Genomic DNA, 26,421 nt, shown 5'->3' on the forward strand with positions numbered 1-26,421 from the left:
CTCCGCAAGCTCCGGGCGCTCCTCAGGGAGCGGAGGAGGGTCAGTACGCGGAGGTGTTGTCGACCTTGAAGTGGTAGAGCTCGCGGGCGGAGCCGTAGCGGGTGTAGTCGCGGGGGTCGTCGTCGCCGAAACCGGCGGCCTTGAGCAACCCGGCCAGTTCCTCGAGGTGCTCGGCGCGCATCGGTTTGGCGATGCAATCGGCACCCAGCGAGGCGACCTCGCCGCGCACGTAGATGCGGGTCTCGTAGATCGAGTCCCCGAGACCGTCACCGGCGTCCCCGCGGACGACCAGGCGGCCCGCCTGCGCCATGAAAGCGCTGTTGTGGCCGACGTTCCCGCCAACGACGATGTCGACGCCCTTCATCGAGATACCGCAGCGCGCCGCGGCGTCACCCTCGACGACGAGGAGCCCGCCGTGGGCGGTGGCGCCGGCCGACTGGGAAGCGTTGCCCTTCACGATCACGCTGCCGCTCATCATGTTCTCGGCGACGCCGGTGCCGGCGTTGCCGTTGATCGTGACCTCGGCCTGCTGGTTCATGCCCGCGGCGTAGTAGCCGACGTGGCCGTTGATCGTGATCTTCACCGGCAGGTTGACTCCCGCGGCGACGCTGTGGGCTCCGGCCGGGTTGTCGATGACGATCTCGCCGGAGATGTCCCCGTGCAGCATCGAGTTGATCTCGCGCAACGGGGTTTCGGCGAGGTCGAAGGTGTGATTGGGGTTCATCGTCTCAGCTTTCGCCGTGTCGTTCGAGGCGGGAACGGTAGGGGTGGAGGGAAACTCGGCGGTCATCGAGTCCATGCGTAGACGACCTCCGGCTCGGGCTCCCAGATGCGGGCGTTCTCCACGCCGGGCAGTTTGGCCAGTGCGCGGTACTCACTCGCCATGGCCACCCAGTCGTCGGTCTCGGCGATCACGGCCGGTTTGCATGCGATGGCGTCGCGCACCACCGCGAACGAATCGCGATTCGACACCAGCAACGTGTAGAAACCGTCGAAGTTCGCGCAGACCTCTTTCAGTGCTGTTTCCACGTCCTTGCCCGCCGCAAGCTGGTGTGCGACGAAGCGCGCCCCGACCTCCGTGTCGTTCTCACTGTCGAATTCCACTCCGGCAGCGCGCAGTTCACGCCGGATGGTCGCGTGATTCGCAAACGAACCGTTGTGGACCAGGCACTGTTCGGGGCCGACCGCAAACGGATGTGCGCCCGAGGAGGTGACCGCCGATTCGGTCGCCATCCGGGTGTGCCCGACGCCCTGCCATCCCGACGCCGCGGCCAGGCCCCAGGATTCGGTCAGGTCACGGGGTGCGCCGACGCCCTTGAGGACGGTCAGGTCCGACCCGAAACCGGCCACCAGGGCCTGCGGGTATGCGGCCCGGGCGGCGGCCAGAAGCTCGTCGGCCGGCGCCGGGGCGGAGGCCACCAGCGTCACGTCGATCGTCTGTGCCGCGACCGGCACCCCGAGGGCCGCGCTCAGCGTCGTGGACACCTCGTCGGGGAGAACGTCGAGTTCGAGGAGGGAGATGCAGCCGTGTCCGGACGGTGCCCACGTGGGGTTGCCGTAGACGGCGATACCCGCCGAATCCGCGCCACGGTCTTGCATCTCGCCGAGCATCCCGGCGAGCATCTCGCCCAACCGGGGGTGAAGGTCAGGGTTGCGCAGGTGCAGCCCGACGATTCCGCACATGATCAGTTCCTTACGTCGATCGATGAATCTCGTTGAGAGGTCTTGTGTTCTGGGGGAAGGACGGTCAGAACGCCGTCAGGTACTTGTCGACCTCCCACGGCGTGACCGCCGCGTGCCAGTCGAAGAACTCGTCGCGTTTGAGTCCGGCGAAGTATGCCGAGACCCGCTGCTCGTCCTCGGGCCAGTCCTCGGGAAGCGCGGCGTCGAGCGTGCCGGCGACGACCCCGTCGGCCTCCAGCGCCTCCACCGCGTGCAGGAGGGTGAGCGGGAGTTCGGCGATGTGGCCGGGGCAGTTGCCGACGGCGCCCGGGTCCAGACTCCGCTTGATGCCGTCGAGTCCCGCACCGAGCAGCGCGGCGACGGCCAGGTACGGATTCGCCGACCCGTCACCGCCACGGAGCTCCACGCGCTGCTCGTCGGGCACCCGGATGTAGTGGGTGCGGTCGTTGCCGCCATAGGTGGCCCGCCGCGGGGCCCAGGACGCACCCGAGCGCGTCGCCGTCGCACCGGTTCGCTTGTAGGAGTTGACCGTCGGTGCGATCACGGCTTGGAGCGCGGGTGCGTGTTCCAGAATCCCGCCGATGAACCCGTACGCCGTCTCCGACAACCCCAGTCCTCGCTCGTCGTCGGTGACCTGCGGGAACACCGGGTCGCCCGCCTGCGTGAGGGACAGGTGGAAGTGCAGACCCGACCCGGTGCGCTCTGCGAAGGGTTTCGGCATGAAGGTCGCGATCATGCCCTTCTCCGCAGCCAGGGCGGAGATCAGGTACCGGAGCGTGACGACGCGGTCGGCGGTCGTGAGCGCGTCGGAGTAGGCGAAGTTCTGCTCGAACTGGCCGTTCCCGTCCTCGTGGTCGTTGGCGTAGTTGCTCCAGCCGAGTTGGTTCATCGCGGTGGACACGGTGGTGAGGTGGTCGTACATCCGGGTGAGACCGCGGACGTCGTAGCACGGCTGGTCGGAATCATCGGCGGCGTCGGCGGTCACCAGCGAGCCGTCGGCGGCCCGTTTCAGGAGGAAGTACTCGACCTCGGCCCCGACCCACGGCTCGAAACCCGCGTCCGCGGTCTGCGCGATGAGCGCCTTGAGGATGTTCCGGGGCGCGAACGGCCACGGCTTGCCCTCGACATGGGGATCGCACTGAACGACCGCGAGGCCCTCCTTGATGAACGGGATGGGCAGGAAGGACCGGACATCGGGGATCGCGATGAGATCGGGATCCTTCGGCTCCTGGCCGATCGCGCCGACCGCATATCCGGCGAAACCTACGCCCTCGGTGGCCAATTCGTCCACCGCTTCCACCGGCACCAGTTTGGCGCAGGGCTTGCCGCGGAGGTCGACGAACATCGCGAGGATGAACTTGGTGCCGTGCGTCGCGCAGAGATCGGCGAGTTCGCCGGTCGTTGTCTCGGTGGTTGTCATCATGTGCTCCGGGGTCGACTCTATGGGCTTTCGTTCCGCATGTCTACTAGCGTGAACCATTGTCTACTATTAGTAGACCCGGTGGATGTTTCGTCCCTGTTTCGACTCCGTGAGCGGTGGGTGTCAATCTGTCCGGCAACGTTTTCCACGTCCTCGGACGCACAGCGCTCGGGGGCCCACCGTCGAACGGTGAACCCCCGAGCAGTTGCCAACCGATGACCGGTATGGATCAGACCCCGGCCGGTGGCGCCGAGGCCGGAGTCGACGGCGGCATCGCCTCCTCCACCTTGTCCGCGGCACGGGCCGGCGACATGGTCGCGAGTCCGCCGGCGTGACCGACCGAGGCGGCGGGGATCTCGTACGCCGTCTCCGCGTGGACCGCGGTGTCGAGGCCGACCATCTCGGTCTCCTCGTCGACGCGCATGCCGATGAGCTTGTCGAGTCCCTTGGCGATCAGCCAGGTCATCACGAACGAGTACGTGCAGGTGATGACGATGCCGGCGAGCTCACGCCAGACGATGTCCACCGGACCGCCGAACAAGATCCCCTGGACACCGGCCGGCGCGGCCTCGGTGGCGAAGAGCACGATGCAGATGGTTCCGACGATCCCGCCGATGCCGTGCACGGCGAAGGCATCCAGCGTCTCGTCGATCTTGAGCTTGCTCTTGAAGCTCAGCAGGAACGCCACGACCGCCGCGGCGAAGATGCCCACGAGCAGCGCACCGAGCGGTGCCATGCTGCTGGCCGCCGGGGTGATCCCGACGAGGCCCGCGACGGTGCCGGTGATCATGCCGAGCGAGGTGACGTGCCCCTCGCGCCACTTCTCGATGATCGCGAACCCGATCATGCCCGCCGAACCGGCCAGCAGGGTGTTCAGGATGACGGCCTGCGCGAGGAAGTTGGCGCCGAGCGCGCAACTGCCGTTGAACCCGAACCAGCCGAAGAACAGGATGCCGCCGCCCATGATCGTCATCGGCACGTTGTGCGGGCGCTCCATCCGCCGCTTGCGCGCACCGAGCACCACCGCGAGGGCAAGGGCCGCGACACCGGCATTCATGTGGACGGCGGTGCCGCCTGCGTAGTCGACGATCTCGAGGTCGTTCAGCAGGAACCCGCCGCTGTAGTTGTCGTCGACGTCGGCCGCGAAGACCCAGTGGGCGACCGGGAAGTACACCACGATGAGCCAGATCGGCGCGAAGACCAGCCACGCCGAGAACTTCATCCGGCCCGCCGCGCCGCTGGCGACGATCGCGATCGTGATGGCCGCGAACAGGATGAACCAGGCTGCGAAGTAGAGCGTCTGGGTGGCGCCGGAAGCGTCGTCGGTGAGCCAGTTGGTCAGGCCGATGTAGTCGGTCGGGTTGCCGATGAGGCCCCACCCGCCCACCGACGGACCGGACACCAGGCCGTGCCCGATCACGACGTACAGGACCGCCGTGATCGCCAGGGTGGACATGACCATCGTCATGATGTTGAGGACGTTCTTCGATCCGACCATGCCTCCGTAGAAGAAGGCCAGGCCCGGGAACATCAGCAGGACGAAGACGAAGGCCGCCAGCATCCATGCCAGGTCGGCATTGGCGGCGAGTATGGGTTCCATGAGCGATCTTTCGGTTCTGGGACTCTACGAGAAGTCGGGTGTTACGGGACCAGGGCTCACGGGCGACTTTGACCGCGGAGGTATGCGACGACGTTGTCGCGATAGTCGAGAAAACCCTTGTAGGCGGCGATGTCCTCGCCGAGCGTCTCGATGACGGTCGCCAATTGACCGGCCCACTCGGGTATGCGCTTCACGTCCTCGAGCGAGGCCATGAATGTCCGGATATTGAACGTCACCGCACCCGACATCGGCAACCGGACGAAGTGTTCCAGCTCGATGCGCAGTCGCGCGCGACCGAAATCGCCGTCGGCGATCATGCCCGCGACGTCGGCCGCCCACTCCGGCAGCTCCTCGAGGCTGACGTCGAGTTTGTGGGAGTCCGACGCCGACAGCGTCCAGTTCACCCTGCGGTACACCTGGTCTGCGGGTAGCCTCCGCAGGAACTGTTCGGCGCGGGCGACGATGCCTTCGCGGAGCATGCGGGGAACGGGCGCGTGGATCTCGTACATGTCCATCCCGACGTCGAAGGACACCGACCACGCGGCGGCGAAGGTGACCACGCCGGCGTCGAAGTACAGGTGCCCGTCGCGTTCGGTGACGAGCAGCAGGTCGTCGGGTACCTCACGCGCCAGGAATTCCATGGGGCCGTAGGGAAGGGTGGCCGGATCACCCAGGACGAACTCCTGATCCGTACCCAGAAGCCGGTTGCACCAACGGAATCGACCGTCACCGTGTTCGGTGAGCTCCATCGCCGCGGGGTAGGCGTGACCGAGATCGCGCAGGTAGTACAACAGCAGATCCCAGGAGGCCAGTTCCATCCCCGGGCGCACACGGACGCGTGTCGGATCGGCGTCGAGGATCCGCCGTCGCTCGGCCATGATCTCCGGATACTCGGCGCCGCCGAGATCGACGAGGTGCCTGCCCCATTCGCCGGCCCGGGTCGGACGCGGGATGCGTGCCGGTTCGACGTTCACGCTGTAGGAGAACTCCTCCATTTCGTCCGGAAACGGCCACGGCAGGTTCGTCAGGTGGTCGACCCGACGGGTCGGGAACGATTCGATGCTCACAGGTCCACCTCGATGTCCTGACCGCGCGAGACACAACACAGCATGGCGTCGCCCACGGTCTTCTCGTCGTCGGTCAGTACGAAGTCGCGGTGCTCGATTCGGCCGCTTCGCACCGGGATTCGGCATTCGCCGCACACGCCTTGGCGGCACAGACTCGGCACCGGGACGCCGTTGTCGAGCAACCGCTGCAGCAGCGACACACCCGGTGGCACGTCGATGCGGAGGCCCGAAGACGCCACCGTCACGGTGAAGGGATCGCCGGGATCCTGTTCGGGGGCGGTGAAACGTTCGAGATGTACTCGCGCGCTGGGCCATCCGGCGTCCTCCGCGAGCCGCGTGTACGCCTCCAGGAGTGACGTGGGACCACAGGCATAGGCGTGCGTTCCGAGCGGCTGCGCCCGCAATCGCTCAGCGATCACCCGCATGGTGGCCGCGGCCCCGGACACCTCGTGCAGCGTCACGGAGGGTTGCATGGCGAGCGCCCGCAGGTCCTCGGTGTGCGCACCGCATCCACGCCGATAGGAGTAGACGATGTCGGCCCGACGCCCGTCCCGAGCGAGGGCACGGGCGTGCGACAGCACCGGCGTGACCCCGATTCCGCCCGCGATCAGCAATGCGCCGCGCTGATCGAGCACCGGCGGGAACATCGAACGCGGACCCTCGATCTCGATGACGGCATCGACGACGAGGTTGTCGTGCAACCAATCCGAACCACCGCCCGCACCACGTCGCAACACCGAGATGCCGTAGCTGGTCGGGTACATCCCGTCGTCGACGAGCGAGTAGGCATTCCGCTGTCCGCCGGCCGAGATGATGAGATGGCTGCCCGGCTGGTACGCGGTCAGGACCGCGTGGGCGTCGTCGACGGGGCCGAACCGGAAATGCGTGACCTCGTCGGTGAGTTGTCGCACGGACATGACACGCATCGGTCGCGGACCGGTGGCATAGGCCGGATGAAGGTGGGCCGGGTACTGCCCTACGGCGACCGCGGTCATTCGTCGCCGCCGACCGCAGAGGCCAGGAAGCTGCCCATCACCGGTGAATGGTGTTCGTGCACCTCGAGATCCCGAGCGCAACCGGGGCACGCGACGACGCCGCCGACAACGGCCTCGGCGCGAAAGGTCTCGCGGCAATGCGCGCAGTAGAGCGGTAGGTCGCGGGTGTGCGTGACATAGCACGACAGTTCGGCCGCCACCGCCCCCGCGTTACGCGCCATGGCGAGTGCCGTCATGACGTCGTACTGCCCGCCGGTGACCAGGACTCGGGTACCGGTGCGGCACTCGTCCAGAGCAGACTGCAACGCCGATCTGTCGACCGCGTCGCCCAGTGAGTCCAGGACCACCAACCGCGTCCCTCCGGCTGCCTCGGCGGCCGCCACCCAGTTCCGTGACACGTGCGCGGCTGCCGGATCGTCGCCGATCGCCACCACGAGGAACGCCGCCCCGGTGGTGTCGACGGCCGGGGGCGAGGCGGGCCACCGCGGCATGCCGGCCCCGGTGGTCTCCGGCGTCGCCGGTGCGGCCGCGCGCAGCCACTGCGCCGCACGATCCCGGAACTTGATGATGCCCTTGTAATCGGCCATGTCACCGGGCAATTCGGCCAACACCTCCGCGGTGCGTCGGCGCCAGACCTCGACGGTGGCGAGTTGCTCGAGCGGAAGCATGTACGTCCGGATGAGGAACATGACCGCACCCGAATCCGGCAGCCGGATGAGGTGTTGCACTTCGACGCGGAGGTGTACCCGCCTGCCGAACTCGTCGTCGGGGACCTGTTGGATGACCTCCCGGTCCGGTCCCCACTTGTGATAGATCTCGGTCGAGACGTCGAGCCTGCGGTCGATCGTCAACGTCCAGTTGGTTCGTCGATACGGCTGATGAGGTTGGAGGCGCTTGAGGAACTCGTGCGCACGGGTGATGACGCCTTCGGGGTGGATGCGCGGCACCGGTCCGTGGATCTCGAGGAAGCTCATCCCGACGTCGAACCCGAAACTCCAATCGGCGGCGAAGGTGACGACCCCGGCATCGACGTGGAGTTGCCCATTGCGCTGATCCAGAAGGGCGATGTCCTCCTGGACCTGAGAGCTGATGTAGCGCAACGGTTCCTCGGGAAGTGACGCCGGGTCACCGTATCGGAAGTGTTGCTCGATCCCGAGGATTTCGTTGTGCCACAACCAGGTGTCGGGTCCGGTCGACGCGAGCCGGAACTCGGGACAGGTCGCGGCGAGCTCACCCATGACGGTCAACATCGCGTCCCACGCGGCCGGGACCATGTGCGGCAACACAGCATGGCGGGTGGGATCGGCGGCCAGGATCACCGCGCGCTGATCGATCTCGGTGCGGTACTCCGAATCGATGTCGACAACCGACGTCCCCCACTCGCCCGCCGCCGTGGTCACCGGGGTCCGGGCCGGCTCGACATTCGTGCTGTAACGATAGCGGTCCTCGGGGAACGGGAACGGGAAGCCCGCGAGGAGATCTGGCGCGACCGTCGTCGTCGCTCCGCCCGGGCCGAGAGTGTCTGTCACAGGGGAACCTCCAGGGTGCTGGCGGCCGCAGCGCGCGAGACGCACGGCATGATGGCGTTGCCCGCGTCCTTCTCCTCGGGGGTGAGGTAGAGATCGCGGTGGACCGGGATACCGCCGGCGAGCGGGATGCGGCACTCACCGCACACGCCTTGCCGGCAGAGATTCGGCACGACGATGCCCTCGTTCTCGAGAGCCTCGAGCATGCTCGTCCCCGCCGGTACATCGACCGTCCGCCCGGAAGCGGTCAGCTCCACACGGAAGGGGTCGCCGGCGTCGAGAGCGTCGATCCCGAACCGCTCGAGATGAATCCGCGATTCCGGCCAACCGGCGTCCACCGCCGCAGCAGTGACCGCGTCGATCATCGCCGCCGGACCGCATACGTACAGGTGGGTACCGATCGGCTGGGTACGCAGGGTCTGTGCGAGGCGATCGGCGAAAGAGTGCCGGTCGGTGAACAGTTCGGCACGGGGTCCGGCGAGTGCGGTGACCTCGTCGAGGTGGGCGGCCGCCGAATCACGGAAGACATACAGCAGTTGCACATCCCGGCGCCAGCGAGCCGCCGACCGAAGGTGGGACATCATCGGCGTGATCCCGATCCCGCCGGCGATCAGGAGATGTTTACGCGCCCGGGCGACCGGAGCGAACGCGCTGCGCGGCAACCCCACCGACACCGTTGCGCCGACCTCGAGTTCGTCGTGCAACCAACGCGATCCGCCCTTGCCGTCATCGAGTCGGAGCACCGAGATCGAGTAGTGCAACGGATGCGCGCCGTCGCCGGTCAGGCTGTAGGCGTTGGTGAAGGCACCCCCGTGCACGACGACGTGACTGCCCGGGATGTAACCGGGCAGCACGTTGCCGCCGGGGTCGGAAAAGGTGATCGCGCGGATGTCTCGGGCGGGGGCGTCGACAGCCGTGACGACGAGTTCCAGCGTCGTCGCGCCGGCTCCGGGACGCACGACGGACTCGGGGCTGCTCATGTCGGCCACTCCGGTGTTCATGAGGGATCCTTCGTGAGGGTGGGTACCTCGCCTGGTCCGGTTCCCGGACAGGCCGACTGGGCGGTCTCGGCGTCGGCCATGAAACCCAGATATTGTCCGGTTCGACGCGAGACGTGGTGGTACACGAGCAGGTCGCGACGGCAACCGACGCACCCGACGATGTCATCGACGGCCGCGGCCGCGCGGGTGACCGATCGGCAGTGTGCGCAGAAGATCTGCACGACCGACTGCGGCGCGGAAGTCACCGGGACGACGGCGATCTCGTCGTCCTCGAGTCCGGCACCGAGCGCGACCGCGCGCAGTGTCAGTGCCGATCCCGGCTCCGCTGCTATCCAGACTCGCACGCCGACAACGGCTTCGGCGAGGGTGCTGCCGAGCTGGGCGGCGACCGAGTCGGTATCCCCGTGGATACGTGTGGTGGCACGCGGAGGTAGTGATGACTCCCAGCGAGCCAGGGTCTCGGCGACATCCCCGACACCGACCAGCACGTACGAGTTGCCGGTCGGTGGGGGCGTCGTCGCCTCGATCGGTACGCCGGGACGTGCCCACGTCGGCACGCTGGAGAAGTCGATCTGCGACATGGCAGCGACTCAGAGGAGGGTGGCGTCGCGCAACCCGGTGTAGAAGGCGAGCGCGTAGTCGGGGGTGCTGAAGTAGATCTTGGACCCCTTCGGGAAGAAGATCGCGTCCTTGGCCTTGGCCACGGTCTTCTGCCCGGTCTCCCTGTTCTCCAGGAGGAACTCGCCTTCGAGCACGACCTTCATCTCGTCGTATTCGTACTCGTAGTACAGCGGCTCGTCGGTGTGGCGCAGCTCGAAGTACCCGCTGCACATGGGGCTTCCGTCCGGGTTCTCGTAGACGTCTCCGATGAAGCCCTCGGTGCCCGGGTACTCCGCCTCGGGCATCTTCGGCAGATCCTCGTATCCGCCGCTGGTCACGCGGAACTCCAGGGCCTTGGCACTCTCGATGGTCACGATGCTCCTTCACAGGTTCGATCTGGGCGTACTCGCGGGCGGCGGTACGTCGACGACATCCGGGGTCCGCGACCCATCGGCGCGACTCCCCGTAGTGGACTTTGTCCCCTGTTATGAAACAAGCGTCGTGTTTCGTAGGTGTGACGGCACTGTAATGGCGTGCTACGGAACCGGCCCGTCCCGGACAGGGTGATCGGTCGGGCACGCAGACATCGACCCGCAGGTGCGCACCGTTTCGGCCCCTGGTCGGTCGGGTACCGCGGTCGGCAAGCCGGTTCCGCCGCATGCGAGCGCCCCGGCCCAGGCGCCCGGTTGAGAACCCAGCCGGGCGCCGTCTCATGACTCGACTCCGCGGGCCTGCTCGGCACGACTGCGACCGCGCCGCAACGTGATTCGCGATCAGTGTTGCACCTTCGACCAGACTCTGACAACATACGTTCTCAGTTTGATCGGAGGGATCAATGGGCCATCGGCGTCAGTGGGTGACGGTTGCCGGCGCAACCAGCACGACAGGTCGTGCACGAAGTGCGCGCGATGTCGGCGGAGTGCCTGACATGCAACCCACGTGTACCTCGAACCCGGACGCCTGGTTCCCGGAGCAGGCCGCCGGTGCCCGGAGCCTGGCCAACCGGCACGCTGTCGACGGGTGCGTCCGCTGTCCGATCCGCTCGCGCTGCGCCCGCCTCGCACTGGACGATCCGACTCACCTGACCGGGATCTGGGCGGGTGTCTACGTGCCGCCGCCGGGCAACCAGCACCGGGCCCGTACCCATGCACTGAATCGACTGCAATCCATCGGCTTTCCGCACGCGCACCCGAACGAAGAGCACCGGACGACGGCCTGACCCGACGATGCGGTGGCACTCGCACACGACATCGGCCCGGGTGCGGCGACTACCTGAGAGGTAGTGGCTCTCACGACGTCTGACGCCGACACTGGGATCACGACGATCCGCAGAGGAGGTGTCCGATGACCGACCGACCGACCGCCGTCGGCAGAAGACCCGCTGCTCTCCGCGCGCCCACGGGCTCGTGTCCGCGGTGGCTGACCGCGGTCATGCGGTGCGACCGCGCCCTGTCCTCGTGGTTCATCGGGGCGGGCTTCTTCTTCGCGCCGGTCTTGTTGATCCTCGACCCGTGGCCGGCCGCTGTCGTGATCGCCTGGGTGACGATCTCGATGTCCGGGCTGTGGCTTGGTCTGCTCGGCGTCTTCATGGCCGCCGGCTTGGCGCAGGTGCTGCGCGCCGGCGACGAGATCCCCGACGAGTTCTGGTCCGGTCTGCTGGATTACCGGACCCGGTGAGCCGGCCGGGCCGACGGTCGAGCGGCTAGGCCGACTCGGCGGCCCGGGCCGCCGGCGCACCCGTTCGGCCACGGACGAGCGCGGCCGCTGCGATGAGCACAAGCGACAGGCAGGCCGCGACGACGAAGGCCAGGTAAATGCCGTCGGCCCCCGCCTGCAGCGGGTTCACCCCGTCGTCGATGGCCGACTGTGTACCCCGGGACATCAGCGTGATGAACAGCGCGGTGCCTGCCGCTCCCGCGACCTGCTGGATGGTGCTGACGGTCGCGCTGCCGTGCGAGTACAGCTCGGGACTCAGCAATCCCAGCGCTGAGGTCATGAGCGGCGTCAGACCGAAAGCGATACCAGCACTGAGGATCACGTGAGCCGCGATCACCATGCCCAACGACGACCCGGCGTCGAGCGTGGTGAGCAGCCACGTGCCGGCACTGACGGCCAAGGTGCCCGGTAGCACCAGTGGTCGTGCACCGACCTTGTCGAACAATGCACCGACGAAGGGCGCCAGCAGACCCATCACCAGGCCACCGGGCAGGAGCACGAGGCCGGTGGTCAGGACGTCCTTGCCCATCACGTTCTGTAGGAAAAGGGGAAGCAGGATGAGCGCGCCGAAGAGCGTCAGCATGAACCCGGCCATCAGCACGACGGCCAAGCGGAACGGTGCGATCGCGAAGGTCCGCAGGTCGAGCAGTGCCAAGCCGCGGTCGGCGAGTTTGAGCTGTCGCACGACGAACAACGCGAGCGCGACGGCGCCGATGACGAGTGGCACCCACGGTGGGATCGGGGCGTGCCCACCCGCCGACTCCCCGATGCTGCTGAGACCGTAGACGACACCGCCGAAGCCGAGAGCCGACAACGGGACCGAGATGAGGTCGAGCTGCGCGGGCCGCCGTTCGGTGACGTTGCGGACGAACACCCCGCCGAGGATCAGCGCACCGATCGCGATGGGCAGCACGATCCAGAACATGGCTCGCCAGCTGAGGGACTGCAGGATCAGGCCGGACACCGTCGGACCGACGGCCGGCGCGACGGCGATGACGATGGAGACCAGTCCCATCGTGCGGCCCCGATTCTGCTCCGGGACGACGTTCAGGATCGTCGTCATCAGCAGCGGGACCATGAGCGCGGTGCCGGACGCCTGCACCACGCGGGCGACGATCAGGAGTTCGAAGCCCGGCGCGAGGGCGGCGGCGAGGGTGCCGATCGTGAACAACGTCATCGCCGCGATGTAGATCGACCGCAGGGTGAAGCGCTGCATCAGGTAGCCGGTGATCGGGATGACGATCGCCATCGTCAGCAGGAACCCGCTGGTGAGCCATTGCGCGGTGGCGGCGGTGATCTCGAGGTCGGCCATCAGGGTGGGCAGTGCGACGCTCAGGATCGTCTCGTTCAGGATCACCACGAAGGCCGCGACCAGCAAGACCCCGATGAGCAGCACGGCGCTGCGATCCGTGCCGGTGTCGGTGCGGTTGTCGGTGCCCGGGAGGGCGGCGTTCTCGGTCACTGTCGTTCTCTCATCGCTGTGGTGGTCCGGGTCGATCACACGGCGACGCTACCGAAAAATGGCAGGGACTGCCAGGCTGGCACCGACTGACACCTGCGCCGGTCGACCGCTAGTCTCGACCCATGCCGGAATCCTCCGAGACCGGCGGGTTGCGGGCCCGCCGTCGAGATGCGACGCGCCTGGAGATCCACGAGGCCGCAGTGGATCTGTTCGAGCGCAACGGATTCGACGAGACGACGGTCGACGAGATCGCCGCTGCCGCCGGGGTCTCCCCGCGCACGTTCTTCCGGTACTTCCCGACCAAGGAAGAGTGCGTGCTCTTCGACCGCTTCGGTTTCGACCAGGCACTCGACGACCATCTGGCCGGCACCGACCCCGATGCCCTGTCGCTCGCCGACATCGAGGGCGTCTACCGGCAGCTGCTGGAGGGGTTCGGTGATCGCAGCGACGACGTGTCCGCCCATTTCATGCGCGTGCAGAAACTCGTACTCGCGACACCCACCCTGAGCCGAGCCGCCCTCGGCCGCTACGCCGACAAGTCACGCCGACGGCCCGAGGCCCTGGGCGACCGCAGCTCGGCGCGAACTCGCGGTCAGCTACGGATGATCCTGGAGATCGCCAATCTCGAGGTGCAGTGCGCCTTCGAGGAATGGGTCGAGATCAACGAGCGTCCCGGGTCGTCGGGGACGCCCCGGCCACTCGTGGACGTCTACGACGACGTGTGCCGTCGGATGCGGGAGCTGTGATCAGAGGTCACTCATGTCGAGGACGAAGCGGTGCCGCACCTCCCCTCGGCGAAGGCGGTCCAGCGCGACGTCGACCTGGCTCGACGGAAACACCTCGACGTCCGCGGCGAAGTCGTCGGGCGACGTGGCCACCGCCACCGTGTGCGCTCCGAGCGCCCGGCCATCGGGGACCTTGGCGGCGGTCGAGGTGCACGCCGTGACCTCGGCGCAGAGCGCCACCGCGAACTTCACGGCGAGGGGTCCCAGACCGCCGACTCCGGCGACGCCGACACGGACGCTCGGGCCCGCGTTCCACCTCCTCAGCGGTGCGGTCGATGATCATCTCGCTGGCGGCCACATGGGTCCCGGCGTCGATCGTCGTCGTCGCCGACCAGGACGAGAACCCCGAGATTCATCGGCGACGCAAAGCAAGCGCTCGCCGCGAGCGCTTCGCGAGCTTCTTCTCGGTGTGACCGCCCACGATGGGTCGCCCCGGCCCGGGGTACGGACTTCGAGCGTCCGCACCGCACTGACCGGGGCACGCGTCAGGACGCGACGTCGAGGACCCAGGTGACCCCGAATCTGTCGGTCAGCATGCCGAAACCGGGACTCCACTGCGACGCGGCGAGCGGTTCGACGGTCGACGCCCCGACGGACAGCCCGTCCCAGAACTGCTGCACTTCGTCGAGGGTCTCCCCTCGGACGGAGACGAAGAAGGACGCGTCGGTGACCGTCATCCCGTTCTCGCGTCTCGTCGTGCCGGCAACGTCTGCCGAAACACCCGCCGGACCCGGAACGTCATACGCCATCACTCGGAACCCGTTGTCTGATACGACCGATCCGAAGACCACGTCGTCAGCACCGGGCGCCTCGGCGGGCATCCCGAAGTCGCCGTAGGTCCGGATGACCATCTGGCCGCCGAAGACCGACCGGTAGAACTCCAGGGCCGGGCGTGCATCGCCACGGAAGTTGAGGTGCGTGGTGGTGGTGATCATCATTCTCCTGGATGTGTGTCGCGTTGCCGACCGATTCTCGGTCGCACAGACGACGATCGCCCGTGAGTAGGTCACCTTGTGTCCGCCACTGCGAACTACATTTGTCTGGTGCGCACACCGACCGCCCGGCACCTACGGCTGCTGTCTCTGCTGCAGACGCGGCGGGACTGGCCCGGCGCGCTGCTGGCCGACCGTCTGGAGGTCAGCCACCGCACCATCCGACGGGACGTGGACCGTCTGCGCGACATGGGCTACAACATCCAGGCGACGATGGGACCCGAGGGCGGTTATAGACTCGAGGCCGGCGCGGAGTTGCCGCCGCTGCTCTTCGACGACGACCAGGTGGTCGCCCTCGCGCTCGCCCTGCAGACCGCGAGCGCCACCGGTGTGGATGTCGGTGAGCCGGCCGCACGTGCGCTGGCGACCGTCCGGCAACTCATGCCCTCCCGTCTCCGCCATCGTCTCGATGCGCTCCCCGTCACCGCCGGTGGCCCCGAGACCGATCTGGCTGGGCCGGATGTGCTGAGCGCGATATCGCGGGCCGTCCACCACCGCCACGTCCTCCGGTTCGACTACGCACGCCGTGTCGGCTCACCCGAGTCAGCTGATTCTCGTTCCACTGCATCGGTTCCCGACGTCTCACCACCGCGCCGGGTGGAACCGCACCACCTCCTGACCGCTCGGGGACGCTGGTACCTGGTGGCGTGGGATCTCGAGCGAGACGACTGGCGCATCTTCCGTGCCGATCGAATGAGCCCGCGAGTACCCACCGGTCCGCAGTTCACTCGGCGCGACCTACCGACGGGAGACCCCGCATCGTTCGTCGCCGCCCGGTTCAAGGGCTCGACCGATTCCGACACGTGGCCGTGCCGCGGCAAGGTGATACTCGACCTGCCTGCCCGCGATGTCGCCCCGTTCGCCGGCGACGGCACCGTCGAAGAACTCGACTTCGATTGTTGCAGTGTGGAACTCGGCTCCTGGTCATGGATCGGGATGGCCGCGTCGCTCAACCGGTTCGACTGTTCCGTCGAAGTCGTATACCCGGCCGAACTCGCCGCGGCCTTCGGCGTCCTCGCGGCCCGCAACGCGGCCACGGCAGAGAGCTCAGGCGGCCCGGGCCTTCCCTCGGGCCCGGTTCCGTCCTGCTGATGGGATGCCATCAGCGGGACGGAAACGGCACCAGGACGACACTATTCGCTGCAACATGTGGCGAATCCGCACCAGCTCAGTCGAGCCAGTCCAGCACCGACGCCGCGGTCCAGCTCTGCTGCATGCTGCCGAGCGGCTCCCCGGTGAACGGCTCGTAGTACTCGGCGAACGTCCCGTCGGTGGCTTGGCGGAGTCCTTCCTCGCGCAGGCGCGCCGACCGCTCGGTCCAGCCGCGGCGGGCGAACGCCCAACTGAAGAGCCATGTCATCACCGGCCAGACGGGTCCGCGCCAGTACTCGCGCGGGCGGAAGTCGGCCGAGATCGGTGACGTCGACGGCGGGACCGCGTACCGCAGATCCGGGTGGCCGCAGTAGCGCGGACCCTCGAAGAGACGCAGCAGAGCACGTTCGCGCTCGCGGGATAGTCCGCCACACAACAGCGGTGCGAACACCGCGATCGTCTCGGTGTTGATCCACGCGTTGGCGCGGAGGTCGAAATCCCTTGCGGCGCCGTTTCGGTCGTTGGCTGCGGAGACCACCCCAGCCCGGAAGCGGTCAGCCCAGGCGCGGAGGTCGCGCACATCCGAACGCGGCTTGGAGTAGTCCTCGCCGATCGTCGCCAGCACGTCGCAGGCGACGGCGAAGATCGCGCTGACGAACACATCCTCGACGGCGAAGCTCATCACCTTCGGGAGCAGCGCGTCGTCGTAGTTGGCGCGCTTCATCTGTTCGACCAGCCAGATGTAGCGGTCGTACTCGAGGTCGGTGGGCCGCATCGAGAAGTCGTCGACGTGATCGAGGTCGGCGCGCTGATACGGCGGAAGGTCGACCCCGGGGATCACGTTGGCGTACGCGGAATCCCAGCGTGGCGAGTTGTCCATCCCCGACTCCCAGCCGTGGAAGATGGTGATCCGCCCCCGGCCGTTGGGGTCCCTCGCGTGTGCCAGCCAGCGGTGCCACCGGACCAGCGAACTCCAGCGCCGATCGATGAACTCGTTCGCGACGGCGCGCGTCGTGCGACCGTGGCGTCGGGAATGATCGAGGATCCGCTGCACCGCGATCGCATGCACCGGCGGCTGGGTGATACCGGAGGTGTCGGGAAAGTCGGGCGCGCACTCGGCGAGGCGGGCGCACTCCCAACGAGCCGGACCCGGGAAGTAGCCGTCGCGGCCGTTCGCGAAGACGATGTGCGGGATCATCCCGTTGCGCCACTGCGCCGACAGCAGGGTGTCCATCTCGATGACGGCCCGCTCGACCGACAACGGCGCGAGACCGACCGTGACGAACGCTGCATCCCAGCTCCACATGTGCGGATACAACTTGGGCGCAGCGCTTGTCATCGTGCCCAGGTCATTGCCTCGGAGCAGGTACGCGGCACGTGCCGACAGCTGCGTTGGGGTGAATCCGTACCTGGCCACGTCGACGATTGTGCCCCGCGACGTCGGCGTCTGCTCATCGAGCCCGACGGGGCTGCCCCGCACGAATTCGCAGTAGGGTCGAGAGGTGCCCACCGCGTTGATCACCGGGGCGAGCCGCGGCCTCGGAGCCGAGATCGCCCGCCAGCTCGCGCCGACCCACGACCTCCTGCTCGGCGGACGCCCCTCCCCCGAACTCGATCGGCTGGCGACCGAACTCGACGGCGCGAGCACCTTCGCTGCCGATCTGACCGACTACGACGAGGTCGAGGCCGCCGTGGAGGCGATCACCGAACTCGACGTCCTCGTCCACAATGCGGGGGTGTCCAGCAGCCTCGAGCCCGTCGGCGAGACCCCCGTCGAGGAATGGCGTCACGTGCTCGAGGTGAACCTCGTCGCGGCCGCCGAGCTGACACGGTTGCTTCTCCCCGCGCTGCGAGCGGCCGCGGGCCACGTCGTATTCATCAACTCGGGCGCGGGACGCCGGGTCAACCCGGGATGGACCCCGTACGCCGCGAGCAAGTTCGGGCTGCGCGCTCTCGCAGACGGATTGCGCGTCGAGGAACCGACCCTCCGGGTGACGTCCGTCTTCCCCGGCCGCATCGACACCGACATGCAGCGCGACATCGTCGCCATCGAAGGAGACGAGTACGACGGGTCGCGGTTCCTGCGTCCCGCGACCGTCGCCCGAGCAGTCGTGCACGCCATCTCCACCCCGGCCGACGCCCACCCCGAAGAAATCGTGCTGAGGCCGACGGGGCGGGGCTGACCCTTCCTGAGCGTCCGTATTCTCTGCTCCCTGAGGTGCGAGCGAAGCGAGCCACGAAGGGCCCGCAAGACGTCTGGGGGATCGCTAGAAACCGCCGTCCACCAGGCCCTTCGTGGCTCGTCGCTTGCGCTCCTCGCACCTCAGGGAGCAAGACTGACTCGCCCTCGGCAAGCTCCGGGCTCTCTCAGGAGCGGAGGGATCGCGGTCAGAGCTGCTTGAGATCCGACTGCTGCCAGACCGCGCGCATCGTCGACACCTTGCCCTCGGCGTCGAAGACCATGATGTCGACGGGGGTGATCTCGAAGGCGAGTCCGGCGGTCTTGGTGACCAGGGTGAACTCGAAGACAGCGGTGTCGCCGGCGATCTTCTTCCACTTGAGCGTCGCGGTGCGCTCGTCCATACCGGTGATCACCGAGTAGAACTCCACGAGCTGCTCGCGGGTGTCGCGGATGTCCGCGCCGATGGGGTCCTCGACGGTCGCGTCGGCGGCGTAGAGGTCGGCGATCTGCTCTGCGGTACCCGAGTTGAGCAGCTCGATGTAAGAGTCGACGGCCGCGTCGATCTTCTCCGCGAGCCCGGCTTGTTCCACGGTCATGAATCCTCCAGAAAAGTAGAACGTGTTCTAATTCGGCACGGTAGCACGGCGTCCGTCAACCGGTGGATGATTTCGGTGCCCGGTCGGAGTTGTTTGATACGTTCGCCGCACAGTTTCCCCGCGTGCGGAAAGGCCGGTGCACCTCTCGATGACCGAGCCGCCGCGCGTACCTCCACCACCGTCCGGCGAGCCCCAATGGCAGCCGCCCGTCGTCTCCGACGAGTGGAGCCCGGTGCCGGATGCCGGACCGCCGCAGGGTCCACTCACACCGCGCCCTCCGACCGTGCCCGGACCGCAGCCCCAATGGGGCTCCGCGCAATGGGGCCCGGCGTTGTCGCCGCCGCACGAGCCGGGAGCGACCCCTCCGGGCAACGGGTGGCCGGGGTGGATGCCGCAACGACGACCGACGTCCGTCAACTCCTTGCTGCAACAGATCTTCTCCACCACGTTCGCGGCACCGCGTGTCTTCCTGGGCCTCGTCGGCGTGAGTTGGGGCGCGGCGGCGGCACCAGTCGCGCTCATCACCTGGTGGCTGGTGAGCGCCGAACCGACCCTCGACGACCCGGACGACTTGGCATCGAGCCTGGCACCGGTCACCGCGTTCGTCCTCATCGTCTTTGCGCAGTGGACCGTCATGACGGGCGCACTCAGCGGTCTCGCCGCCCGCCCCCTGGCCCGCCTGCGCGCCGGGTCCGTACCGACGCTCGACGACACCCTGCGCGCGGGACGCCGGTCCCTCGCCCGACTGTCGGGGTGGACCGCCCTCCTGGGACTCGCCGTCGCGGCGGCGTTCACCCCGGGCATCGCACTCCTCGGTCTGGGAGTCAGCTCCGACGGGATCGTGCTGATCGCCGGGAGTCTCCTCCTCTTCCTCGTCGCGCTCATCCCGGTGACGTGGCTGCTGGTACGCACGGTGTTCACGGCACCGGCGATCGTGATCGACGGCCTCTCCGTGCGAGACGCGATCGCCCGCTCGGGGTCGTTGTCGGCGGAGCGGTTCTGGCGGACCTTCGGCATCCTGGCGGTCATGGTCGTGCTGGCGCGGGTCGCGATGCCGACGATGATGTACCCCTTCGATCTCCTCGGATCGATCGCCGGCATGTGGTTCGACAACTGGGACGCCCGTGGCACCGAGACCGTCGTCGCGGTGATCGGCACCGTCGTGGCGTCGATGGTCGTGCAACCGGTACTGACCGTCGTCCCGGCCGTCCTCTATGACGATGCACGCGCCGAGGCGGACCCGAAGCCGTTCTTCTCCGGACAGGGCGACCGGTGATCGGAGTTCTCGCTGCGCCACTGAACCCCGGCAACGACGAAGCACGCCGGTGGGCCGAGGAGGAGCTGTCCGACTCCGAGTATCAACCACCCGAACCGTCGTGGTTCGACCGCTTCGGTGAGCGGCTCTGGGAGTGGATCGCCGACAACGTCTTCGGCTGGTTCGGCGGCTCCGACACCCTTCGGGGCATCGTGATCGTCGTGGCGATCGCCCTCGTCCTCGGGCTCGTCGTCGCGGTCGTCCGGCATCTCCGACGCAACCCACGACTTCCCCGCACCACCGCTGGCCCGCCAACGGGGTCGGTACTGACAGGTCCGGCTCGGTCCGCGGCCGACTTCCGGTCCGACGCCGACGCCGCCTTCGCCGCAGGCCGGTACGACGAGTGTGTGCTCGCCGCCGTGCGTGCCATGGCTCGTCGGGGTATCGAGCGCGGTCTGCTGGCCGATGAACCGTCTCTGACCGCCCACGAGGTCGCTGTCGACCTCGGACCCCGCTTCCCCACCTACGACTCCGGGTTACGAACGGCGACAGACCTGTTCGACGCCATCGCCTACGGCGACCGACACGCATCGGCCGAATCCGCGCGCGCGGTCCTCGACATCGAACGCGGGGTCTCGTCCGCACGGCCGGTCGACCAGGACACGGTCCGGTCGAGCCGACTGGCGGTGCCCCGGTGACCGGAACCGTGCAGGCGACGCCACCCGGACCCGTCGCGTCGACGCCGATGCGACCGGCGCCCGCGAAGAACAAGACGCCGGCGTGGATCTGGGTGACCATCGTGCTGGTGGTGGTCGTCGTGGTCGCCGGCGTCGGGCTCCTCGGTGTCACGGCACTCACCGGGGTGCAAGGCACGCCCGGTCCCGGCGTCAGCTACGACCCCGACAACGCCCAGCCCACCGGATCGCGCGCTCTCGCTCAGATCCTCGACGACCACGGGGCCGACCTCCGGCAGGTGCGTGGCCTCGCGGAGTTTACCGATGCCCCACGTCCCGGCCGCGGGACCACGGTGGTGGTGAGCTCGACCTCATCGCTCAATCCCGGTACGACACAACAGTTCCGAGAGCGCGTGCAGGACGCCGACCGCGTGATACTGATCGCGCCGGACACCACCGTGCTCACCGCGCTCGACCTGCCCGTCACGTCCGGCTACGGCGCCGGCCCGGCAGCGGTCCCCGCGGGTTGCCGCACGCCCGGCATCGACGAGACCGACGTCGTCGACTTCAGTCCGTTCGGATACTCACCGACCTCGCCCGCGGCCACGGCCTGCTTCACGTCCGAAGGGACATCGAATCTGGTCGTGGTCCCCCGCACCGCCGACCGTCCCGAATTCGTCGTCATCAGTGGCACAATGCTCACCAACGAGCACCTGGCACAGCAGGACAACGCCGGCGTCGCCGTGCGGATATTCGCGAGGTCCGACGAGATCCTCTGGTACGTGCCCTTCTTCACCGATCAAGTCGCGACCGAGGAGGAGGAGTCCGACATCCCGGCCGCGGTCGGGCCGCTGATCGTGTTGACCGTCTTCGCGGTTCTGGCCCTGATGTTGTGGCGGGGCCGGCGATTCGGCTCGCTGGTCACCGAGCCGCTCCCGGCGGTCGTCAAGGCGGTCGAGACCACCCGGGCGCGGGGCCGGATGTATCACCGCGCTGGAGCCGACGCGCGCGCCGCGGCGGCGCTGCGCATCCACACGCTGGGTTCGCTGGCGTCGTATCTGGGACTTCCGTTCGACGCCGCCCGCGCCACCGACGCACTGTCTCGACCCGACTGGGACACCGTCGTCGCGCCGACCGAGAACTCGGACCCGATGGTGTCGGCGATCGTCCTCGCCGTGGTGGGGGCAACGCACCGTGATCTGGGCGAGGTCCGGTCGCTGCTGTCCGGTCCGCTCCCCACCGCCGACACCCAGCTCGTGCACTTCACCGCCGAACTGACCAACCTCGAGAAGGAAGTCCGACACACGCCATGACCGTCGACCCGTCCCGCAACCCAGGCCCCGGTCCGTTCGCCCCGGACGCATCCTCACACGCCGACCCGTTCACCAAGACACCTGCCGGGCCACCACCTGAGCACGCCCACCACCGACCCGGCGGAGCGCCGAACCGCGCCCGCGATGCGCTCGGGGCCGTCCGCGGCGAGGTCGGGAAGGCCGTCGTCGGCCAGGACCCGGCGGTGGCAGGCATCCTGATCGCGCTGCTCTGCCGCGGGCACATCCTGCTCGAAGGCGTTCCCGGCGTGGCCAAGACGCTGCTCGTCCGGTCCGTGGCGGCCGCGCTCGACGTCGAGACCAAGCGCGTGCAGTTCACGCCCGACCTCATGCCCGGTGATGTCACCGGCTCACTCGTGTTCGATTCCGCCAGATCCGAATTCACGTTCCGCGAGGGGCCGGTGTTCACCAATCTCCTGCTGGCCGACGAGATCAACCGCACCCCGCCGAAGACACAGGCGTCGTTGCTCGAGGCGATGGAGGAACGGCAGGTCACCGTCGACGGGGATCCCCGCCCGCTGCCGAGCCCATTCCTCGTCGCGGCGACGCAGAACCCTGTCGAGTACGAGGGCACCTACCCGTTGCCCGAAGCCCAGCTCGACCGCTTCCTGCTGAAGGTCACCCTGCCGCTTCCGCCGCGCGACGACGAGATCACCGTGCTGACGCGGCACGCCTCCGGTTTCGATCCGCGGAATCTGTCCGCCGCCGGCCTCCGTCCGGTCGCCTCGGCCGCCGACATCGAGGCCGGCGCCGAGCAGGTCCGCCGGGTCACGGTCGCCCCGCAGGTCACCGCCTACATCGTCGACATCGCCCGGGCCACCCGATTCTCGCCGTCACTGGCCCTCGGCGTCAGTCCGCGCGGCGCAACCGCACTGCTCGGCACGAGCCGGGCATGGGCGTGGCTGAACGGCCGCGACTTCGTGACCCCCGACGACGTTCAAGCGCTCGCCCAATCGACGCTCGCGCACCGCCTGTCGTTGCGCCCGGAGGCCGAACTCGAAGGGGTGTCGGTGGGTTCGGTGCTCGACGCCGCGATCAACTCGGTGCCCGTCCCCCGCTGATGTTCCTCACCGGCCGCTTTCTGATCCTGGTGCTGCTCGGTGCGGTGCCCATCCTGATATGGCCGAACTACTTCGTCCCCGTGCTGTGGGCGCTGTTCTGCATCCTGCTCGCCTGCCTCGACATCGCGCTGGCAGGGTCCACGAAATCGATCACCATGTCGCGGTCGGCACCCGGCCCGATCCGGCTCGGCCAGAGCACGACGTGTTCGATCGCGGTCACCAACCACGGCTCTCAGACGTTCCGCGGAGTGCTGCGCGACAGCTGGCAGCCGTCGGCGGGTGCGTCGGACAACACCCACCGGGTTTCCGTTCTACGTGCGGAGACCCGCTCGGTGACAACGACTCTCACCCCCACCCGGCGCGGTGACCGACTCGCGGTCCGAGTCGCCGTCCGCCGGGTGGGTCCCCTCGGCCTCGCCGGACGCCAACGGTCGCTGCCGTTGCCGGGCCGCGTCCGCGCACTCCCGCCCTTCGACTCGCGGCGGCTGCTGCCGTCACGATTGGCCCATCTGCGTCAGCTCGACGGCAGGTCGGCGGTGCGCGTTCGTGGTCAGGGCACCGAATTCGATTCCCTGCGTGACTATGTCGAAGGTGACGATGTCCGCAGCATCGACTGGCGCGCCACCGCCCGGCGTCGTTCGACCGTGGTGCGGACCTGGCAGCCGGAGAAGGATCGGCACATCGTCATCGTTCTGGACACTTCTCGGACGTCGGCCGGGCGCGTGGGCGACACCCCTCGACTCGACGCCGCCATGGACGCCGCGCTACTCCTGGCCGCGCTCGCGTCGCACGCCGGCGACCGGGTCGATCTCATCGCCGGCGACCGGCGGGTCCACCGACGGGTGGTCGGCGTCGGTCGCACGATGCTGCTGAACAGCCTCGTCACCGCGATGGCTGATCTCGAACCCGCCCTCCTGGAGGCAGATTGGCCACTTCTCGGTGCCGAGGTCGCCAAGATCGGGCGACAGCGCGCGCTGCTGGTCCTGCTCACGCCCCTCGAGCCCGCGGCCGTCGAGGAGTCGCTGCTACCCCCGCTGTCGGTGCTTGCGCAACGCTACAAAGTCATCATCGGCTCGGTCGCCGACCCCGCCCTCGACGACATGCTCACCAAGCGCGCCGACGCCGCGCAAATCTACGATGCGGCGGCCGCGGCACGCACACTCACCCTGCGGGACCGAACCGCCACCGCGGTGGGCCGGCTCGGCGTCGACGTGGTGGATGCCCCACCGGACAAGCTGGCCGCCAAGCTCGCCGATCACTATCTGTTACTCAAGTCGCGAGGGTTGCTCTGACCGGCGCGATTGATGGTCTTCGTCATGACAGTGACTGCTCGACAATCGTTTTCAATCTTGTGTATGCCGGCGGCGCCGACCACGCGAGGTGTCTCCGCTGGCACCGGTGTCGTTGCATTCCCACAGCTGTGTCGCGCGTCGCCCGAGACGTTGTGAAGTTGGTCTTGACAGACAGCCTTCATCCTCTGCTCTCGAGGCGAGACGACGGACACCGACAGTCGAGAGCAACCGGCACGCTCCGCTACCACTGCACAGTCACTCGTTGCTGCTTTTCGCGTCCGATGCATCACTATGTTCCCGACACTGACCATGATCACGAACACCTTGCTGGCATGGCATTCGAGGAGCCGATCGATCACAGCTTCGGCGCGACGCGGACGCTCAGAGTGCACTCAATCTGTGACAACGTATGCGACTGTGCCACTAACCAAGACAACTAGCGAGCAGCATCGACTGTCGGGCTGTTCAAAAGTGTCGGGCTCGTCATGAGTCACCCGAATGAACCTGGGCCGCCCACCTCACTCCGGGTCATGCCACGCCACGTTCGAGGCGTGACACCGATCACGGCAGTACCAGCGATCCGCACAGATCCATCAGTCGAACTGAATATGGACAAGGATGGCACTCGGCCGACGGGGAGGACGGCGGGTGTCATCCTTGTCCACTTCTCTGCCTGCCATCGCCCAGAGCCCGGCACCGCCAACCCTTTCGACTCCCGGACGCAGGCGTCTTTCAGAAGCTCTCAGATCGAGGTGGGCGGGCCACGCTGCCGCCCACCTCGCCTCACCACTCGGTGTCGCGGCCGCAGGTGCGCGATGCGAGCGGCGGTTCGGCTTGAACCAGGTACCCGGCGCCGAACGGTGGCGACCCCGCACGTGAGGGTAGGTAGCAACTGTTGCGGATCGCCGACCTGCGCGAAGACAGCATCGATTTCAGCGGCCAGCCAGGTGTCTTCGGCGTCGATCACGTCGACACATCCGGCTGGCGACGCAGCCGTGACGCAGCCCATCATCATCTCAGACCTCCCGGTACTGGGGTGACAGTGACGAACCACCTCCCCGGTCAGTCAGCCCGAGGCCGCCTCGGAGCCGGCGGTGATCTCCTGACGTCCGTCGCCGGAATGCTCGATGGCCACCTTGCGAGGCTTGGCTCTCTCGGCCACCGGGATCGTCACCGTGAGCACACCGTTGTCATAGGCAGCAGAGATCTTCGCCGGATCGACACCCTCACCCAGAGTGATCTGCCGACGATAGGTGCCGGCGAAACGCTCGTTGGCCAACCACTGCACACCCTCATCCGAGAGTGCGCTGCGATGCGCCGACAAGGTCAACACCCCGTTGTCGACGTTGAGATCGATCGAACCAGGATCAGCACCAGGCAGGTCGGCAATCAACGAATAGTGGTCGTCGACCTTGTACACATCGATCGGCATGAATCGCGGTGTACGTCGGCCAGCGCCGGACTCGCCGGTGAGAAGTCCTCGAGCCCAGTCATCAACCATGGAGAACGGATCGATACCCAGCATCGCAAACACCTCCTTGATCCACGGGTGCCGCCACGCTGACGGCACCACATCAACCATCACTGCGCGCCATCAGATTAGCACTCAACGCCAGTGAGTGCCAAGCATCTTTTCGATGATCAACGCACTCAGTCCTCCACCGGCACAACAGCACTCGACCCAAGAGCAGAGCAGTAGCCCGCTTTCGACATCGGGTGGCGATTCACCCAGACGAGTGCTATCTAGGAACACGACGTTCACCCCCGGCACGTTCCGACGACATGACCCAGGAAGGACCCAACCGATGTCGGCCCCCGCCCCTGAACTTCACCCGATCGTCTGGCCCGACCCCAGCCCGCTGCAGCACTGGTGGACCCACGTCATGGGCCGGCCACGTCTCCACCCGGATCAATCCGAAACACCGGTACCAGCCACACCCGGCACCCATGACCAGCAACGACGCACGCCCGGCCCGGCATTGACCGCCAGCATGGGTGCCCGCGGCCGCCACAGCATGCCTCGACAGCAGCTGGCTTCCGCTCGACGGCGCTGACCGCGTCACACACCTCTACGGCCGGGCCACGCCTCCC

General features: G+C 67.7%; 27 protein-coding genes. 11 read left to right on the plus strand and 16 right to left on the minus strand.

Annotated features, from left to right (window positions below; genetic code table 11):
- Positions 1-40 precede the first annotated feature (40 nt).
- The 10 genes from ACFUEJ_RS01330 to ACFUEJ_RS01375 all read right to left on the minus strand — a co-directional run bounded on the left by ACFUEJ_RS01330 (position 41) and on the right by ACFUEJ_RS01375 (position 10,266).
- Positions 41-799, minus strand: coding sequence for a protein glxC (locus ACFUEJ_RS01330; RefSeq protein WP_159371722.1), 759 nt, complete (start codon positions 797-799; stop codon positions 41-43).
- Complete coding sequence (locus ACFUEJ_RS01335) at positions 787-1,683, minus strand: glutamine amidotransferase (RefSeq protein ID WP_159371723.1); 897 nt, start codon at positions 1,681-1,683, stop codon at positions 787-789. Before ACFUEJ_RS01335 ends, ACFUEJ_RS01330 begins: the two co-directional genes overlap by 13 nt.
- A gap of 64 nt (positions 1,684-1,747) precedes the next feature.
- On the minus strand, positions 1,748-3,106 hold the full coding sequence (gene glnT / locus ACFUEJ_RS01340; protein ID WP_388027091.1) for a type III glutamate--ammonia ligase: 1,359 nt from the start codon (positions 3,104-3,106) through the stop codon (positions 1,748-1,750).
- Positions 3,107-3,332: 226 nt separating this feature from the next.
- Positions 3,333-4,703: an ammonium transporter gene (locus ACFUEJ_RS01345; protein WP_065631120.1), complete on the minus strand. Its 1,371-nt coding sequence runs from the start codon at positions 4,701-4,703 to the stop codon at positions 3,333-3,335.
- Between the two features lie 56 nt (positions 4,704-4,759).
- Positions 4,760-5,770 carry a DUF3445 domain-containing protein gene (locus ACFUEJ_RS01350; protein ID WP_159371724.1) on the minus strand — a complete coding sequence of 337 codons (1,011 nt, stop codon included), beginning with the start codon at positions 5,768-5,770 and terminating at the stop codon, positions 4,760-4,762.
- The gene (locus ACFUEJ_RS01355; RefSeq protein WP_065631121.1) at positions 5,767-6,765 is read right to left on the minus strand and encodes a PDR/VanB family oxidoreductase; all 999 of its coding nucleotides are present in this window, start codon (positions 6,763-6,765) and stop codon (positions 5,767-5,769) included. The genes ACFUEJ_RS01350 and ACFUEJ_RS01355 overlap by 4 nt, the downstream gene beginning before the upstream one ends.
- Positions 6,762-8,294, minus strand: coding sequence for a DUF3445 domain-containing protein (locus tag ACFUEJ_RS01360; RefSeq protein ID WP_159371725.1), 1,533 nt, complete (start codon positions 8,292-8,294; stop codon positions 6,762-6,764). The genes ACFUEJ_RS01355 and ACFUEJ_RS01360 overlap by 4 nt, the downstream gene beginning before the upstream one ends.
- On the minus strand, positions 8,291-9,292 hold the full coding sequence (locus tag ACFUEJ_RS01365) for a PDR/VanB family oxidoreductase (RefSeq protein WP_159371726.1): 1,002 nt from the start codon (positions 9,290-9,292) through the stop codon (positions 8,291-8,293). Before ACFUEJ_RS01365 ends, ACFUEJ_RS01360 begins: the two co-directional genes overlap by 4 nt.
- Positions 9,289-9,873, minus strand: a complete 585-nt coding sequence (locus ACFUEJ_RS01370) for a dimethylamine monooxygenase subunit DmmA family protein (protein ID WP_159371727.1) — start codon at positions 9,871-9,873, stop codon at positions 9,289-9,291. Before ACFUEJ_RS01370 ends, ACFUEJ_RS01365 begins: the two co-directional genes overlap by 4 nt.
- Before the next feature lie 9 nt (positions 9,874-9,882).
- Positions 9,883-10,266, minus strand: coding sequence for an ethanolamine utilization protein (locus tag ACFUEJ_RS01375; protein ID WP_068972132.1), 384 nt, complete (start codon positions 10,264-10,266; stop codon positions 9,883-9,885).
- Positions 10,267-10,820: 554 nt separating this feature from the next.
- On the opposite strand from ACFUEJ_RS01375, the gene ACFUEJ_RS01380 reads away from it, so the two are divergent.
- Together ACFUEJ_RS01380 and ACFUEJ_RS01385 are read left to right on the plus strand one after the other, a co-directional pair.
- Positions 10,821-11,111, plus strand: coding sequence for a WhiB family transcriptional regulator (locus ACFUEJ_RS01380; protein WP_068972131.1), 291 nt, complete (start codon positions 10,821-10,823; stop codon positions 11,109-11,111).
- A gap of 125 nt (positions 11,112-11,236) precedes the next feature.
- The gene (locus tag ACFUEJ_RS01385; protein ID WP_159371728.1) at positions 11,237-11,569 is read left to right on the plus strand and encodes a hypothetical protein; all 333 of its coding nucleotides are present in this window, start codon (positions 11,237-11,239) and stop codon (positions 11,567-11,569) included.
- Positions 11,570-11,594: 25 nt separating this feature from the next.
- On the opposite strand, the gene ACFUEJ_RS01390 is transcribed toward ACFUEJ_RS01385, so the two are convergent.
- Positions 11,595-13,070, minus strand: a complete 1,476-nt coding sequence (locus ACFUEJ_RS01390) for an MDR family MFS transporter (protein ID WP_159371729.1) — start codon at positions 13,068-13,070, stop codon at positions 11,595-11,597.
- 122 nt (positions 13,071-13,192) lie between these two features.
- Between ACFUEJ_RS01390 and ACFUEJ_RS01395 the strand changes: the two genes are divergently transcribed.
- Entirely contained in the window at positions 13,193-13,816 is a 624-nt protein-coding gene (locus tag ACFUEJ_RS01395; protein ID WP_159371730.1) for a TetR family transcriptional regulator, read from the plus strand.
- Here ACFUEJ_RS01395 and ACFUEJ_RS01400 read toward each other — a convergent pair whose 3' ends face one another.
- Positions 13,817-14,047, minus strand: coding sequence for a hypothetical protein (locus ACFUEJ_RS01400; RefSeq protein WP_137809184.1), 231 nt, complete (start codon positions 14,045-14,047; stop codon positions 13,817-13,819).
- Between the two features lie 83 nt (positions 14,048-14,130).
- Between ACFUEJ_RS01400 and ACFUEJ_RS01405 the strand changes: the two genes are divergently transcribed.
- Positions 14,131-14,268 carry a hypothetical protein gene (locus ACFUEJ_RS01405; protein ID WP_159371731.1) on the plus strand — a complete coding sequence of 46 codons (138 nt, stop codon included), beginning with the start codon at positions 14,131-14,133 and terminating at the stop codon, positions 14,266-14,268.
- Positions 14,269-14,340: 72 nt separating this feature from the next.
- On the opposite strand, the gene ACFUEJ_RS01410 is transcribed toward ACFUEJ_RS01405, so the two are convergent.
- Positions 14,341-14,793, minus strand: coding sequence for a VOC family protein (locus ACFUEJ_RS01410; protein WP_137809183.1), 453 nt, complete (start codon positions 14,791-14,793; stop codon positions 14,341-14,343).
- Positions 14,794-14,898: 105 nt separating this feature from the next.
- Here ACFUEJ_RS01410 and ACFUEJ_RS01415 point away from each other — a divergent pair, with 105 nt between their 5' ends.
- Entirely contained in the window at positions 14,899-15,939 is a 1,041-nt protein-coding gene (locus tag ACFUEJ_RS01415; protein WP_159371732.1) for a YafY family protein, read from the plus strand.
- Between the two features lie 76 nt (positions 15,940-16,015).
- Here the strand turns inward: ACFUEJ_RS01415 and ACFUEJ_RS01420 are convergent, their stop codons facing one another.
- The gene (locus tag ACFUEJ_RS01420) at positions 16,016-17,356 is read right to left on the minus strand and encodes an amylo-alpha-1,6-glucosidase (protein WP_388027100.1); all 1,341 of its coding nucleotides are present in this window, start codon (positions 17,354-17,356) and stop codon (positions 16,016-16,018) included.
- A gap of 85 nt (positions 17,357-17,441) precedes the next feature.
- On the opposite strand from ACFUEJ_RS01420, the gene ACFUEJ_RS01425 reads away from it, so the two are divergent.
- On the plus strand, positions 17,442-18,122 hold the full coding sequence (locus ACFUEJ_RS01425; RefSeq protein ID WP_388027103.1) for an SDR family oxidoreductase: 681 nt from the start codon (positions 17,442-17,444) through the stop codon (positions 18,120-18,122).
- A gap of 205 nt (positions 18,123-18,327) precedes the next feature.
- Here ACFUEJ_RS01425 and ACFUEJ_RS01430 read toward each other — a convergent pair whose 3' ends face one another.
- On the minus strand, positions 18,328-18,717 hold the full coding sequence (locus ACFUEJ_RS01430; RefSeq protein ID WP_065631129.1) for a nuclear transport factor 2 family protein: 390 nt from the start codon (positions 18,715-18,717) through the stop codon (positions 18,328-18,330).
- A 388-nt stretch (positions 18,718-19,105) separates the two neighbouring features.
- Between ACFUEJ_RS01430 and ACFUEJ_RS01435 the strand changes: the two genes are divergently transcribed.
- The 5 genes from ACFUEJ_RS01435 to ACFUEJ_RS01455 are packed head-to-tail and all read left to right on the plus strand — an operon-like array spanning position 19,106 to position 24,330.
- Positions 19,106-19,993, plus strand: a complete 888-nt coding sequence (locus tag ACFUEJ_RS01435) for a glycerophosphoryl diester phosphodiesterase membrane domain-containing protein (RefSeq protein ID WP_388027105.1) — start codon at positions 19,106-19,108, stop codon at positions 19,991-19,993.
- On the plus strand, positions 19,990-20,670 hold the full coding sequence (locus tag ACFUEJ_RS01440) for a DUF4129 domain-containing protein (RefSeq protein WP_247450679.1): 681 nt from the start codon (positions 19,990-19,992) through the stop codon (positions 20,668-20,670). The genes ACFUEJ_RS01435 and ACFUEJ_RS01440 overlap by 4 nt, the downstream gene beginning before the upstream one ends.
- Entirely contained in the window at positions 20,667-21,959 is a 1,293-nt protein-coding gene (locus ACFUEJ_RS01445; protein WP_388027109.1) for a DUF4350 domain-containing protein, read from the plus strand. Before ACFUEJ_RS01440 ends, ACFUEJ_RS01445 begins: the two co-directional genes overlap by 4 nt.
- Positions 21,956-23,038: an AAA family ATPase gene (locus tag ACFUEJ_RS01450; RefSeq protein WP_388027112.1), complete on the plus strand. Its 1,083-nt coding sequence runs from the start codon at positions 21,956-21,958 to the stop codon at positions 23,036-23,038. Before ACFUEJ_RS01445 ends, ACFUEJ_RS01450 begins: the two co-directional genes overlap by 4 nt.
- Positions 23,038-24,330 (plus strand): DUF58 domain-containing protein, encoded by a 1,293-nt coding sequence (locus ACFUEJ_RS01455; protein ID WP_388027115.1) that lies wholly within the window; start codon positions 23,038-23,040, stop codon positions 24,328-24,330. The genes ACFUEJ_RS01450 and ACFUEJ_RS01455 overlap by 1 nt, the downstream gene beginning before the upstream one ends.
- A 1,066-nt stretch (positions 24,331-25,396) precedes the next feature.
- Here ACFUEJ_RS01455 and ACFUEJ_RS01460 read toward each other — a convergent pair.
- Positions 25,397-25,855, minus strand: a complete 459-nt coding sequence (locus ACFUEJ_RS01460; RefSeq protein WP_065631143.1) for an Hsp20/alpha crystallin family protein — start codon at positions 25,853-25,855, stop codon at positions 25,397-25,399.
- Between the last annotated feature and the right edge of the window lie 566 nt (positions 25,856-26,421).

This window comes from Gordonia sp. NPDC057258, from assembly GCF_042668985.1.
Lineage (GTDB): Bacteria > Actinomycetota > Actinomycetes > Mycobacteriales > Mycobacteriaceae > Gordonia > Gordonia hongkongensis.

Bases quoted from the DNA above. Each gene is read 5' to 3' on its own strand.
- ACFUEJ_RS01455 (WP_388027115.1), top strand. From the start codon at position 23,038: ATGTTCCTCACCGGCCGCTTTCTGATCCTGGTGCTGCTCGGTGCGGTG.
- ACFUEJ_RS01365 (WP_159371726.1), bottom strand. From the start codon at position 9,292: ATGAACACCGGAGTGGCCGACATGAGCAGCCCCGAGTCCGTCGTGCGT.
- ACFUEJ_RS01355 (WP_065631121.1), bottom strand. From the start codon at position 6,765: ATGACCGCGGTCGCCGTAGGGCAGTACCCGGCCCACCTTCATCCGGCC.
- ACFUEJ_RS01430 (WP_065631129.1), bottom strand. From the start codon at position 18,717: ATGACCGTGGAACAAGCCGGGCTCGCGGAGAAGATCGACGCGGCCGTC.
- ACFUEJ_RS01405 (WP_159371731.1), top strand. From the start codon at position 14,131: ATGATCATCTCGCTGGCGGCCACATGGGTCCCGGCGTCGATCGTCGTC.
- ACFUEJ_RS01370 (WP_159371727.1), bottom strand. From the start codon at position 9,873: ATGTCGCAGATCGACTTCTCCAGCGTGCCGACGTGGGCACGTCCCGGC.
- ACFUEJ_RS01450 (WP_388027112.1), top strand. From the start codon at position 21,956: ATGACCGTCGACCCGTCCCGCAACCCAGGCCCCGGTCCGTTCGCCCCG.
- ACFUEJ_RS01395 (WP_159371730.1), top strand. From the start codon at position 13,193: ATGCCGGAATCCTCCGAGACCGGCGGGTTGCGGGCCCGCCGTCGAGAT.
- ACFUEJ_RS01330 (WP_159371722.1), bottom strand. From the start codon at position 799: ATGGACTCGATGACCGCCGAGTTTCCCTCCACCCCTACCGTTCCCGCC.
- ACFUEJ_RS01385 (WP_159371728.1), top strand. From the start codon at position 11,237: ATGACCGACCGACCGACCGCCGTCGGCAGAAGACCCGCTGCTCTCCGC.
- ACFUEJ_RS01435 (WP_388027105.1), top strand. From the start codon at position 19,106: ATGCCGCAACGACGACCGACGTCCGTCAACTCCTTGCTGCAACAGATC.
- glnT (WP_388027091.1), bottom strand. From the start codon at position 3,106: ATGATGACAACCACCGAGACAACGACCGGCGAACTCGCCGATCTCTGC.
- ACFUEJ_RS01460 (WP_065631143.1), bottom strand. From the start codon at position 25,855: ATGCTGGGTATCGATCCGTTCTCCATGGTTGATGACTGGGCTCGAGGA.
- ACFUEJ_RS01380 (WP_068972131.1), top strand. From the start codon at position 10,821: ATGCAACCCACGTGTACCTCGAACCCGGACGCCTGGTTCCCGGAGCAG.
- ACFUEJ_RS01345 (WP_065631120.1), bottom strand. From the start codon at position 4,703: ATGGAACCCATACTCGCCGCCAATGCCGACCTGGCATGGATGCTGGCG.
- ACFUEJ_RS01335 (WP_159371723.1), bottom strand. From the start codon at position 1,683: ATGTGCGGAATCGTCGGGCTGCACCTGCGCAACCCTGACCTTCACCCC.
- ACFUEJ_RS01410 (WP_137809183.1), bottom strand. From the start codon at position 14,793: ATGATGATCACCACCACCACGCACCTCAACTTCCGTGGCGATGCACGC.